This window comes from Rothia nasimurium (assembly GCF_928382285.1).
Taxonomy (GTDB): Bacteria; Actinomycetota; Actinomycetes; order Actinomycetales; family Micrococcaceae; genus Rothia; species Rothia nasimurium_E.
The window spans coordinates 1-11974 of the sequence record NZ_CAKMSS010000011.1; the positions used below are offsets into that span (position 1 = coordinate 1).

13 protein-coding genes and 1 pseudogene are annotated in these 11974 nt (G+C 59.3%); 12 read left to right on the forward strand and 2 right to left on the reverse strand.

All coding sequences use genetic code 11. The features are described from left to right. The first annotated feature begins 149 nt into the window (after positions 1-149). From L6758_RS10120 to L6758_RS10135, 4 genes and pseudogenes are all read left to right on the forward strand, one after another. Positions 150-455 carry a hypothetical protein gene (locus L6758_RS10120; protein WP_237205984.1) on the forward strand — a complete coding sequence of 102 codons (306 nt, stop codon included), beginning with the start codon at positions 150-152 and terminating at the stop codon, positions 453-455. A 68-nt stretch (positions 456-523) separates the two neighbouring features. Then, positions 524-841, forward strand: coding sequence for a transposase (locus L6758_RS10125; RefSeq protein ID WP_237205985.1), 318 nt, complete (start codon positions 524-526; stop codon positions 839-841). Further along, complete coding sequence (locus L6758_RS10130; RefSeq protein ID WP_237218649.1) at positions 841-1488, forward strand: IS3 family transposase; 648 nt, start codon at positions 841-843, stop codon at positions 1486-1488. Before L6758_RS10125 ends, L6758_RS10130 begins: the two co-directional genes overlap by 1 nt. A 4-nt stretch (positions 1489-1492) precedes the next feature. Beyond that, positions 1493-2023: pseudogene (locus tag L6758_RS10135) on the forward strand (transposase); the annotation flags it as partial. A 118-nt stretch (positions 2024-2141) separates the two neighbouring features. Here the strand turns inward: L6758_RS10135 and L6758_RS10140 are convergent. Further along, positions 2142-2585, reverse strand: coding sequence for a hypothetical protein (locus L6758_RS10140; RefSeq protein ID WP_237195134.1), 444 nt, complete (start codon positions 2583-2585; stop codon positions 2142-2144). A gap of 3 nt (positions 2586-2588) precedes the next feature. Next, complete coding sequence (locus tag L6758_RS10145; protein WP_237195133.1) at positions 2589-2933, reverse strand: hypothetical protein; 345 nt, start codon at positions 2931-2933, stop codon at positions 2589-2591. A gap of 92 nt (positions 2934-3025) precedes the next feature. Between L6758_RS10145 and L6758_RS10150 the strand changes: the two genes are divergently transcribed. The 8 genes from L6758_RS10150 to L6758_RS10185 all read left to right on the forward strand — a co-directional run bounded on the left by L6758_RS10150 (position 3026) and on the right by L6758_RS10185 (position 11933). Continuing rightward, the gene (locus tag L6758_RS10150; RefSeq protein WP_237205988.1) at positions 3026-4141 is read left to right on the forward strand and encodes a histidine phosphatase family protein; all 1116 of its coding nucleotides are present in this window, start codon (positions 3026-3028) and stop codon (positions 4139-4141) included. Beyond that, positions 4141-4581 (forward strand): VanZ family protein, encoded by a 441-nt coding sequence (locus L6758_RS10155; protein WP_237205989.1) that lies wholly within the window; start codon positions 4141-4143, stop codon positions 4579-4581. The genes L6758_RS10150 and L6758_RS10155 overlap by 1 nt, the downstream gene beginning before the upstream one ends. A 99-nt stretch (positions 4582-4680) precedes the next feature. Further along, positions 4681-5472: a DeoR/GlpR family DNA-binding transcription regulator gene (locus L6758_RS10160; protein WP_237195130.1), complete on the forward strand. Its 792-nt coding sequence runs from the start codon at positions 4681-4683 to the stop codon at positions 5470-5472. Next, positions 5469-6431, forward strand: a complete 963-nt coding sequence (locus L6758_RS10165; RefSeq protein WP_237205990.1) for a 1-phosphofructokinase family hexose kinase — start codon at positions 5469-5471, stop codon at positions 6429-6431. Before L6758_RS10160 ends, L6758_RS10165 begins: the two co-directional genes overlap by 4 nt. Positions 6432-6485: 54 nt before the next feature. Continuing rightward, positions 6486-8489, forward strand: a complete 2004-nt coding sequence (locus L6758_RS10170; protein ID WP_237205991.1) for a PTS fructose transporter subunit IIABC — start codon at positions 6486-6488, stop codon at positions 8487-8489. A 30-nt stretch (positions 8490-8519) separates the two neighbouring features. After that, entirely contained in the window at positions 8520-10217 is a 1698-nt protein-coding gene (ptsP, locus tag L6758_RS10175; RefSeq protein WP_237195118.1) for a phosphoenolpyruvate--protein phosphotransferase, read from the forward strand. Between the two features lie 124 nt (positions 10218-10341). Continuing rightward, entirely contained in the window at positions 10342-10620 is a 279-nt protein-coding gene (locus L6758_RS10180) for an HPr family phosphocarrier protein (RefSeq protein WP_135013272.1), read from the forward strand. Between the two features lie 212 nt (positions 10621-10832). Further along, the gene (locus L6758_RS10185) at positions 10833-11933 is read left to right on the forward strand and encodes a lipid II:glycine glycyltransferase FemX (protein ID WP_237205992.1); all 1101 of its coding nucleotides are present in this window, start codon (positions 10833-10835) and stop codon (positions 11931-11933) included. Positions 11934-11974 lie beyond the last annotated feature (41 nt).

Genomic DNA, 11974 nt, shown 5'->3' on the forward strand with positions numbered 1-11974 from the left:
TCGGCCAGTAGGCGTAGGGCTCTTGTTTTGAGTTCTTGGGGGTATTTGGTGGGCATGGGTGAAGTTCCTTTGCTCTTTTTTGTTTGTTTCCAATGTACGGGGTCGGAACTAAACCCAGTACATATCAGAATGAGGGGGGTGTTCCGACGTTGAGTTTTGGTGTTGGTGATGAGTCTTTTGTGTTTACTCCTTCTGGTCGGTCGGTGCGGAAGTTGACGGTGGAGCGTGTGGAGGATGCGATGCTTGATCGGGGGTTTGCGGGTTTGGGTGTGTTTTTGCCTGATGGTGGGAATATTGGTGGTGTTTCTGATTTGGTGGTGGAGGATACGGTGGTGGCTGTTCAGGGTGAGTTGGAGTATTACACGTTGGTGCCGGCGTATGGTGAGGAGGATCGGCGGTTGATTTTGGATGCTGTTGATCGGTGGGAGGCTGAGCGTGCTGGCGGGGAGTCTTAGAAGGTGATATGTACTGGGTTCAGTCCACACCTTCCACCCACACCCCACCGGAAGGAACAATAAAAACCATGCCCACCAAATACCCCCAAGAATTCAAAGAACGAGCAGTACGACTCGTCGGTGACCGGCTCAACCACCCCGACGCCCCGTCCATAACCGCAGCAATCAAAGACATCGCCCCTCGGCTAGGAATTTCCCACAACACTCTGGCCCGCTGGTGCAACAACGCCGCCCTCGACACCGGCAAAGAAATCACTACTACGAGTGACGCGGCGGCCGAAATCAGACGCCTAAAACGAGAAAACGCGGAACTACGCAGGGCCAACGAAATCCTGAAGACAGCCTCAGCTTTTTTCGCAGCGGAGCTCGAGGCACCGGCCCGATGATGATCCGATTCATCAACACTTATAAGGATCTTTTCGGGGTCGAGCCTATTTGCCGAGTCCTATCCGAGCATCTTGACGGTGGCTTCATGACGGCTAGCGGCTATTACCGCGCAATGAGCCGTGTCGCTTCAGCCAGGTCACTATCCGACCAGCTGCTCATCCCCGAACTGGTAAGAATCTACCAGGAGAACTATGGAGTCTATGGTGTGCGCAAAATGTGGCAGGCCATGAGACGGGCAGGCTGGGCTATTGGCCGGGACCAAACCTACCGGCTCATGCGTGCAGCTGGTATCCAGGGTGTGCATCGGGGCCGTAAACCTGTGACCACCAGGGCTACCAAGGCTCCTGATCGCCGCCCTGATCTGGTCAACCGCCAGTTCACCGCTAAAGCGCCGAACCGCTTGTGGGTCGCGGACTTCACCTATGTGCGCACAGGTAGTGGCTTCTGCTACACGGCCTTCATCACTGATGTGTTCAGTCGAAAGATTGTGGGTTGGGGTGTTTCCTCGAGTATGCATACGCTGGGGATGCCGCTGATGGCTTTGAAGCAGGCTTTGTTTGAAGCCAGGCGGTCAGGGTCTGATTTGACGCAGGGGGACTGTCAGGAAAACGGTGTAAACCCTCCCAACCCCAACAGGAGAAAATAACACCATGACAACAGAACACCAACTCGCCCAAAACCTCATCACCCAAGCCAAAGAACAAGGCCTAGACCTCAGCAGCGACACCCTACTCAAAACCCTCACCCAAGACATCATCCAAGCTGCCCTCGACGAAGAACTCACCGACCACCTCGGCTACCCCAAACACGCCGAAAACCCCAACCAAACAAGCCAAAACACCAGAAACGGCTACCGCACCAAAAGAATCCTCACCGACACCGTCGGCCCCATCGACATCAAAGTCCCCCGCGACCGCGACGGCTCCTTCGAACCGACCATCGTGCCCAAACGAGCCCGTCGACTCAAAAACGTCGATGAAATCATCCTCTCCCTGGCCGCCAAAGGACTCACCTACGGTGACATCGCAGCCCACTTCGAGCAAATCTATGGGGCCAGCATCAGTAAAGACACCATCAGCCGTATCACCGCAACGGTCCTTGACCAGATGAATGAATGGGCCGCCAGGCCCCTAGAAACGGTCTACCTGGCTGTGTTTATCGATGCAATCTACCTGACAGTCCCTCCACCGGTGAGAGCGTTCCTAAAGCCTTCCTCTACGAATTTACGGGGTGTCTTTGCTTCATTGTCGTTGCTCGGTGAAATCAGATAATTCGTTTCATAAGGTAGTCCAGAATATTTTATTTCTGAATTGGATGCCCATCGAGGTCAGCAGCTTTAGCTTCATAAGGCCATGAAAACAAGCGGATTGGCCCAACATGGAAACGAACTTTCTCGCCACTTTTCTTGTTCAGCTCATCAGCTAAATCTTGGGCAGTATCAAAACCTTCATTACGCATTCGTACGAACACAATATTTCCGCAGTCTTGTGTAGTAACGGTTACACTCGGACTGGAACTTGAGGTTTTGAGACCGCCCCCACCGCTACTTCCTGTAGCGCTGACGACAGTGCAATCAATAGGTCGATCGAATTTTATGTTAATCAGATAATATCCACATACCACAACGGCGAAAATAACCAGAAAATAACTAACAAATTTCCCAAATGTTTTATTTGATGCGGGTGGTTGTTGGGAAAGGTTTTTCTTTAATTTTACTGAACTATCTAGACTATCTTTTTTCATAAATTATTGATTCTCCTGACCGTGGGGTGCTCCTGGAATATTTCCTGTTAGAAGATCACGGCGACTTAAGCTCAGGCCATCTAGATGATCGGGAACTGCATCATCAATTATTTGATTAGTTCTTGTATTCAAGTACTTACCTGAAGACGTAGAACCGCCAGCCAAGGAGTTTTTGAGCCCCTCTTCAATAAATTTCATAGGAGTTTTCTCTTGATTGTCATTGATCGGAGATAACAAATAGTTGGTACCACCAGCTGCAAAATCGGTTATCCGGTCAATCGCCGCCTTCTCTATACCTTGTGCTCCTCGAAGCACAACAGTACCTTCGGCAACACCTGGCGTTAACATACCAAGCCCAAAACCAGTCTGAAGTGCCCCGGGAGCAAGCTAACACTCCCACCACCCCGAACCCGGCGGGCTGGGAGGGGATAATAGAACCCATGCCTAGCGTACTCATTCGACACGGACAGACCGACTGGAACCTCGTACACCGCCTACAGGGCTCCAGCGACATACCCCTCAACGACACCGGCCGCGCCCAGGCGCTTGCCGCCGCCCACAACGTGCTCGAATACGCCAAGACCCAAGCGGACGCCCACCCCGGCTTCACCTGGCACGGCGTCGTCACCTCCCCCCTCTCCCGCGCCGCAGAAACCGGTGCCATTATCGCCGACGAGCTGGGCCTACCCGTCCTTGGCTCCTACCCGGGCCTCGCAGAACGCTCCTTCAAAGAGCTCGAAGGCGTCACTAACACCCCCGCCCTCTGGGAAACAATCGAAAACGAAACCGCAGACATCGAACCCCTGTCAGACTTTCTAGCCCGCGTTGAAGATGCCCTTGACCAGGTTGAAGCCGACTACCCGGGTAAGAACCTGATTATCGTGGTGCACGGCATGCTGATTTCCCGCCTACAAACCGCCCGCACCGGCCAGAAAGTGCTGGTGCCCCACAACGGTGAGGTGGTGCCTCTGGCCCCTGCCCGCCGGGCGTCCTCTATCATGCTGATCCGCCACGGCCAGACCGACTGGAACAAGGCCCATCTCATGCAGGGCTCCAGCGATATTCCCCTCAACGACACCGGCCGCGCCCAGGCCCACGAGACCGCTGCCTCTCTTAGGGCTCGGGGTTTCGAGTTCGATGTGGTGGTGTCGTCCCCGCTCTCCCGCGCCCACGAGACCGCAGAAATTATCGGCGCAGCCTTCGGTCTGACCGTCGACCGCACCTACGACGACCTGGTCGAACGCGGCTACGGCGAAGCCGAAGGGCTCGACATTTCAGCCGAGGCCCGCAAGGAGCCCGACGCCTACTACAGCGGCGTTGAAAGCGAACGCTCCGTCTACCTGCGCGGCATCAAGGTGCTGCGCCAGATTGCCCGCGATTACCCGGGCCAGCGCGTCATCGCCGTCTCCCACGGCTCCCTGATTCGCCGTGCCCTCTCTGCCACCCATGGCCGGGAGTTCGGTACCATCGCTAACGCTGAACCCTTCGAAGTTGACCTGCCGGGTCTTGCCCACTGGCTAGAGGTCAGGGAGCCCCTGCTGGTAGGTAAGCCCTAGTGGGGCGTATCTTTCTCTGGGGTATCACCTGCCTGTACGTTGCTGCCGTTGCTTTTATCGTCCTCTGGCCCACCCACGTTGACTCCGGAGAATCGGGTGAAACCCTAGCCCGGATACTTGCGGACGGCCACGCCCGCGGCTGGCTGCCCGGCTGGTTTGGCTACGGGCAGGTGGAATGGCTGTCGAACGTGGTCATGTTTGTACCCGGTGGCTTTTTCTTCACCTGGCTGCTGCGCCCGGCCCGCACCTGGCTCGTACCCCTGGGCGGTCTGGCCTGTACCCTGGCTATCGAAGCCACCCAGCACTTCATGCCCGGGCGCACCAGCTCGCCCCTGGACGTCCTCGCCAACACCCTCGGGTGTGCTATCGGTTGGGTTTTGGCACTGACCCTAGTGAAAGTGACCGAAAAACCCAACCAAAACACCGAAATACACCGGTAGCCGTGGGTTTTACATTGACGTGCCCACAGAAACCCACATAAAATCAACTGTAGATAGGGTCACCCGACCCACCTTCCAGTTGTATAAGGTGATAAACACATGTTCGCTGAAGAACGACGTGCCGAAATAGCGAAGCTTGTAGCTTCTGCACGCCGTGTCAACGGCGCAGACCTGGCTAGACGCTACGAAGTCACGATGGAAACCGTCCGCCGTGACCTAGCAGCCCTCGAAGCTGACGGTAAGCTGCGCCGTGTGCACGGCGGTGCCGTAACCGTAGAGCAGTCGACCTCTGTAGAGTCGTCTATCGCCCTACGTCAAAACATGAACACCCCCGAAAAGCAGAAGATCGCCCTGCGTGCCTACGAGCTGTTGCGCGATTCGGACGCCGGTGCGGTAGTTCTTGACGCCGGTACCACCATCGAAATCCTCGCCGACCGTATCGCCGCCGCTGATTTCTCCCTCAAGTCAGGCGCCGACCGCCTCATCATCACCCATGCCCTTCACATCGCCGTGAAGCTGGCCGAGGCTGACGGCGTGGTACTCGATATGGTAGGCGGTCAGTTGCGCAAAATGACCTGGGCCGCCGTTGGTACCCGGGCCGCCGCCCACTTCGAAACCATCCGTCCCGACATCGCCTTTATCGGCGTCAACGGCCTGGATGCCGAGTTTGGGCTCTCCACTCCCGGTCTCAACGAAGCCATCGTTAAGACCGCCATCGTCAAGTCAGCCCGCCGCGTGGTGCTCCTGTGCGACTCCGCCAAGTTCGGCCAGGAGTCCCTGGTGCGTTTTGCCGGGCTTGAAGACATCGATACTCTCATTACCGATAAAGCGCCCGAGGGTGACCTCGCCGCAGCGCTTGAAGAATCTAACGTAGAGGTGCTTATCGCATGATCGTTACCCTAACCGCTAACCCCAGCATGGACCGCACCGTGGAACTGAACCACGAAATCAAGCGCGGTGCCGTTCAGCGTGCCGTCGCGGCGGCGTCCGACCCCGGTGGCAAGGGCGTGAACATTGCCCGCGCCCTCAACATCTCCGGCTTCGAAACCGTAGCGGTGCTGCCCGGCGACAACGAAGACCCCGTACTGGCCAGCCTCAAAGAGGCAGAGGTGCCCTTCGTTAACATGCCCATCGGCGCGCCGATTCGCTCCAACATCACCGTTGTTGAGCCCGACGGCACCACCACCAAGATCAACGCCCCCGGTGAGCCCCTGAACGATGTGGCCCAGCAGCAGCTGACCCGCCTCATGATCAAGGAAACCATCGAGGCCTCCTGGCTAGTGCTGGCAGGGTCCCTGCCCGCCGGCGTCCCCTCCGACTACTACGCCGTTGTGGGCCGCTCAATCCGCGAGTCCCTGGGCGAGAAGGCCCCCCGCGTTGCCGTTGATACCTCCGGTGCAGCCCTGCGCGACGCCCTCGTTGGCCTGGATGGCATGCCCAACCTCATCAAGCCCAACTCCGAAGAACTCGCTGAGCTGGTCGGCAAAATCGAGATGGCGGACGAGCTTGAAGCCAGCCCCGAACTCACCGCAGCTACCGCCAAAGAACTGGTCGACCGAGGTGTCGAAATGGTCCTTGCTACCCTCGGCGGGGGAGGAGCCGTGCTGGTGACAGCAGAAGGCGCCTGGCACGCCGTCCACGCCCCCGTCAAGGTGCGCTCCACCGTTGGCGCAGGCGACTGCTCCCTGGCCGGCTTCCTGATTGCCCACGAGCAGGGCAAAACCCTGCCCGAATGCCTGGTGCAGGCGGTAGCCCACGGCTCAGCTGCAGCCTCCCTCCCCGGCACCCAGGTGCCCACCCTAGAATCAACCACGCCCGAAGCAGTCACCCTGCGCGAGCTGGCCCTCTAAACCCCAACCGAACCACATTCTCAAAACCCTAAAACACAATCCGAGGAGGAGCACATGTCTGCTCTCATCACTGCGGATCTCATCAGCCTCGATGAGAACCTCGGCGAGACCCGCTTCGATGTCATCGAGCATCTAGCTGGTGCCGTCGTAGGTGCTGGCCGCGCCACCGACTTTGAGACCCTCTACGCCGCTGCGCGCGCCCGCGAGGAAAAGACCGACACCGGCATCCCCGGTGGTATCGCTATTCCCCACTGCCGCAGTGAAGCAGTCACCGAGCCCACCCTGGCTATGGCCCGCCCCAACCCCGCCGTCGACTTCGGCGCTAAGGACGGCCCCGCCGACCTCATCTTCTTCATCGCAGCTCCCGCAGACGGCGACGAAGCCCACCTGAAGATCCTTTCTCAGATGGCTCGCTCCCTCATGAAGAAGTCCTTCACCGCTGCCCTGCGCGAAGCCAAGACTGCTGACGAGGTCGTCGTCCTCGTTGAAGAGGCCCTGGGCCTGCGCGAAAAGGCAGCTGAGGCACCCGCTGCGGGCGCCGCGTCCGGCTCTGTTGCAGCCGCTGGCGCTGCCGATGCAGCACCTGCCCGCCGCAAGAAGATTGTGGCTGTGACCAACTGCCCCACCGGTATCGCTCACACCTACATGGCAGCCGACGGCCTCAAGTACGCCGCCGAAGAGCTGGGCTACGACTTCAAGGTTGAGCCCCAGGGTTCATCCGGTGGCGACAAGCTCACCCAGGCCGAAATCGACGAAGCCGACGCCGTCGTCTTCGCCGTTGCCCTGCCTGTTCGCGGCCGCGAACGCTTCGCCGGTAAGCCCTACGTTGAAGCCCCCGTCAAGCGCGGTATCGACGAGCCCAAGGCCATGATCGAAGAAGCCCTTGCCGAAGCTGAGAAGCCCAACGGCAAGCGTGTTGCCGCAGGTGCAGCTGACTCCGCTGAAACCGCAGAAGAGGGCGGTTCCTGGGGCACCCGCATCTACAAGGCCCTGATGACCGGCGTCTCCTACATGATTCCCTTCGTGGCAGCGGGCGGTATCATCCTGGCTATCGGCTTCATGCTCGAAGCCATCACCATGCCCAACCTGGGGGACGTTGACACCGAAGCCATCCTCTCCGGTGCCTCCCTGACCAACCTGGGCGACACCCCCCTCTCCCTCTACCTGGGTGCTGCCCTGCACACCATCGGTGCCTTCGGCCTGGGAGCCATGGTTCCGATTCTGGCAGCCTACATCGCCTACGGCCTGGCCCAGCGCCCCGGCATCGCTCCCGGCTTCATCGCCGGTTCTGTTGCCGTCATGGTCGGCGGTGGCTTCCTCGGCGGTATCGTCGCCGGTCTGCTCGCAGGTCTCTGCGCCTACTGGCTCTCCCTGCTCAAGCTGCCCCGCTGGCTCGCTTCCATGATGCCCGTGGTCATCACCCCGCTGGTTGCTACCCTCTTCGCCGGTGGCCTCATGTTCTTCCTGCTCGGTGGCCCCTTGGCTTGGGTTACCACCTCCCTTGAGAACTGGCTGAACTCCATGACCGGTGCCTCAGCTATCCTGCTGGGCATCATCCTGGGTGCCATGATGGGCTTCGACCTCGGCGGCCCCGTCAACAAGGCAGCCTACCTCTTCGCCACCGCCGGTCTTTCCGCCGGTACCCTGGCTTCCCAGCAGGTCATGGCGGCCGTCATCATCTCCGGTATGGTACCCCCGCTGGCTATGGCCCTGGCCACCGCCGTCCGCCCCAAGCTCTTTAGCGCTCCCGAACGCGAAAACGGCAAGGCAGCCTGGCTGCTGGGTGCCTCCTTCATTTCCGAAGGTGCCATCCCCTTCGCTACCGCCGACCCCCTGCGCGTGATTCCGTCCTCCGTTGTTGGTGCAGCCGTTGCCGGTGCTATCTCCATGGGCGCAGGCGTCGCCTCACCCGCACCCCACGGTGGTGTCTGGATCATCGCCCTGGTTGAGAACCCCCTCATGTTCCTTGTGGCCGCTATCGCAGGTACCGTAGTGGGTGCACTCATGTATATTGTTCTCAAGTCACTTGCAGGCCGTAAGGTCGAGGCAACTGCCTAAATCACTTCAACCTCTTAGAAGGAAAACACTATGACTATCTACAAGGGTGTCGGCGTCTACGCCGGCCGCGTTATCGGCAAAGTCCTTCAGATGCCCGAGCCCATCAAGGCTCCCTCATCATCCCTGAAGCTCTCCGCCGACGAAACCCCCGAGCAGGCCGCCGAGCGTATCAAGGCAGCTGCCGAGACCGTCAAGAACGGCCTGTTGGAACGCGCCGAGCACGCCAGCCGTGACGGCAAGGCCGTGCTCAAGTCCACCTCCCAGATGGCAACCGACCGCGCCCTGCTCAAGAGCGCTATCAAGATTGTCGAGAAGCAGGGCAAGGCCCCCGAGCTGGCAGTCTGGGAAGCCGCATCAGCCTTCGCTGACCAGATGGCAGCCCTGGGTGGCTACATGGCCGAGCGTGTCACCGACATTCACGACGTCCGCGCCCGCATCGTCGCCGAACTGACCGGCCAGCAGGCCCCCGGCATCCCCGTCTCTGCTGAGCCCTTCATCCTGGCAGCTATCGACCTGGCACCGGCAGACACCGCCACCCTTGACCCCAAGCAGGTCGTCGCCCTTATCACCTCCGACGGCGGCCCCCAGGCCCACACCGCGATTCTTGCTCGCGGCCTCGGCCTGCCCGCCATCGTTGCCGCTAAGGGCGTCACCGACATCGAAAACGGCACCGAAGTCTACATTGACTCCAACGAAGGCACCGTCAACACCGAGGTCACCGATGAGCACCGCGACCTGGCCGAAAAGTACGCCAACCGCAAGGAACTGCCCGACTTCGACGGTACCGGCGTCATGGCAGACGGCACTCTCGTGCCCCTCTACGCCAACGTCGGCGACGGCAAGAGCGCAGAAAAGGCAGCAGGCCTCAAGGCTGAAGGCGTTGGCCTGCTCCGCACCGAATTCGGCTTCCTGGGCCACGATGCTGAACCCTCAGTAGAAACCCAGACCGCCAGCTACAAGGCTGTCTTCGACGCCTTCCCCGGCCAGCACATCGTCGTCCGCACCCTCGACGCAGGCGCCGACAAGCCCCTACCCTTCCTCAACGTCAAGGAAGAAGAGAACCCCGCCCTCGGCGTCCGCGGCTACCGCACCGACTGGACCGTGCCCGGCGTCCTCGAACGCCAGCTCGAAGCTATCAAGGCAGCAGCCGACGGCTCCGACGCCGACATCTGGGTCATGGCCCCCATGATCTCAACCACCTCAGAAGCCCGCCGCTTCAAGGAAATGGTTGATGAAGTAGGTCTGGCAACCCGCGGCGTCATGGTCGAAACCCCCGCAGCAGCCGTCAACGCTGAAGCGATCCTCGGTGAAGTCGACTTCGTCTCCATCGGCACCAACGACCTCACCCAGTACACCATGGCAGCAGACCGCCTGCTCGGCGACCTGGCCCACCTCAACAACCCCTGGCAGCCCGCCGTACTCAAGATGATCAAGCTGACCGTCGAAGGCGCCAAGCGAGCATCCGCCAAGGCCGGTGTCAAGAAGTACGTCTCCGTCTGTGGTGAAGCAGCAGCCGACCCCGCACTGGCCGTCGTTCTCGTCGGCCTGGGCGTTGACACCCTCTCCATGAACGCTGGCGCCATGGCAGCTGTCTCCGCCGTGCTCAAGTCGGTCACCCCCGAAAAGGCCCAGCAGATCGCCAACGACGCCCTCGACCAGATCTCCTCAGCAGAAGCTAAGGAAGCAGCGCGCAAGCACCTGCCGATCCTGGACGAGCTCGGCCTCTAACCTCCACCGTCCACTACTGAATAAATCACACCAAAATAAGCGGTTAACACGCGCGAAACATACGCACCTGATTTAGACTCAGTAGTGGACAACAAATCCGCACCCCCTTTATAAGGAGAACACCATGGCAGAACGTATTGCCACCATCGCAAGCCGTGTTGGCCTGCACGCCCGCCCCGCAGCGATCTTCGCTGAAGCAGCAGGCGACCTCCCCGTTGAAGTCACCATCGCAGCTGAAGGCGAGCCCGCAGACGAGGCAATGGACGCAGCATCCATCCTGTCCCTGATGTCACTCGGCGCTAAGCACGGCGACAAGGTCGTTCTGCGCGCAGAGGGCGAAGGCGCTGAAGAAGCACTCGACACCCTGGTCAAGATCCTCGAGACCGACCACGACGCCGAGTAATTTCAGCCTAACGGTTTAAACGTGAAGCCCCCGCTTACTGCAAGCGGGGGCTTCACTGTGCCCGGGTAAGGGGCGACAGAGTAGATACCCAGCTACACCAGATGAAACTCACGGCAGCTGAGGGTGCACACAGTTAACAAGAGTGACTAGACTGGGAATCTGAAACCTTACCCGCGCCTAAGCGCACCCCACACCTAAGTAAAAGAGGGACCTTGCGAGAATTCACAGCCCGCTTCGCAACCGATGCCGAAATTTCCTCCTGGGATGACCACGTAACCGCTAGCCCCGGTGGCGGCGACATGCTCCAGTCCGCATCCTTTGCCTCCGTCAAATCTAAGCACGGCTGGAAGCCCCTCTACCTGGTCTATGAAGGCACCAGCCTGGTCGACGGCCAGCCCACTCCTTTCGCCTCCTACAACCTCGTCCTCGAAAAGACTGTCCCCGCCCTCGGCAAATTCTGGTACATGATCAAGGGCCCCGGCGTTTACTCTGTCGATGACATCCCCGCTATTCTCGACGCCAACAAAGAGCTCAATAAGCGTGAAAAACTGGGCGTTTTCGCCATCAAAATTGAACCCGACATTATCGCCGACGACACCACTACGGCTGTCATGGCAAAAAGCGGTCTCGTGAAGAACTGGAATATCCAGCCCAACGACTCTACCGCCGTCCTTAATACCGATAAGAGCGAAGAAGAAGTCCTCAAATCCCTGTCCTCTCGCGGCCGTAACGCTGTGCGTCGTTCTCTGCGCGAAGGCTGCGAAGTTGAGCGGGTGGAACTGACCGAAGAGAACATGAAGACCATGTACGATCTGATGGGAACCGCGGGGCAGGGAAATGCGAAAATGCACCTGCGTTCCTATGACTACCACCGTGACTTCTGGCTTGCTTTTGAAAAAGCCGGTCAGGGGCGTCTCTACTTCACCTATGAAGACGGAGAGCCTTCGGTTGGTGCTTACGTCGTGGCTTATGGCGAGAAGGGAACCTACAAGCACGGTGGCTCTAAGCCCCGCCGCAAGCAGTACGGTGACTCTCACCAGGTGCAGTGGACCGCTCTGACCGACCTCATGAAGGAATACGGCATCAAAACCTATGACTTCTGCGGTACCCCGCCCAAGGCTGAGCTCAAGAACAAGGAGCACCACTACTACGGCCTGGGTCTCTTCAAGACTTCGTTTACCAAGGACGTCATTGACTACGTTGGTGTCTGGGACCAGGTGCTTTCACCGGTCAAGTACAAGGCCTGGAACCGGGCTGTTGAGAAGGTCATGCGCCAGCTCTGGGTTCGTAAGACCGGTCAGCCCTTCTACTAAAATCACCCCGCAAATCCTACCGGAGCCAAAATCACCGTAAG

Bases quoted from the DNA above. Each gene is read 5' to 3' on its own strand.
- L6758_RS10125 (WP_237205985.1), top strand. From the start codon at position 524: ATGCCCACCAAATACCCCCAAGAATTCAAAGAACGAGCAGTACGACTC.
- L6758_RS10130 (WP_237218649.1), top strand. From the start codon at position 841: ATGATCCGATTCATCAACACTTATAAGGATCTTTTCGGGGTCGAGCCT.
- L6758_RS10140 (WP_237195134.1), bottom strand. From the start codon at position 2,585: ATGAAAAAAGATAGTCTAGATAGTTCAGTAAAATTAAAGAAAAACCTT.
- L6758_RS10145 (WP_237195133.1), bottom strand. From the start codon at position 2,933: ATGTTAACGCCAGGTGTTGCCGAAGGTACTGTTGTGCTTCGAGGAGCA.
- L6758_RS10150 (WP_237205988.1), top strand. From the start codon at position 3,026: ATGCCTAGCGTACTCATTCGACACGGACAGACCGACTGGAACCTCGTA.
- L6758_RS10160 (WP_237195130.1), top strand. From the start codon at position 4,681: ATGTTCGCTGAAGAACGACGTGCCGAAATAGCGAAGCTTGTAGCTTCT.
- L6758_RS10165 (WP_237205990.1), top strand. From the start codon at position 5,469: ATGATCGTTACCCTAACCGCTAACCCCAGCATGGACCGCACCGTGGAA.
- L6758_RS10170 (WP_237205991.1), top strand. From the start codon at position 6,486: ATGTCTGCTCTCATCACTGCGGATCTCATCAGCCTCGATGAGAACCTC.
- ptsP (WP_237195118.1), top strand. From the start codon at position 8,520: ATGACTATCTACAAGGGTGTCGGCGTCTACGCCGGCCGCGTTATCGGC.
- L6758_RS10180 (WP_135013272.1), top strand. From the start codon at position 10,342: ATGGCAGAACGTATTGCCACCATCGCAAGCCGTGTTGGCCTGCACGCC.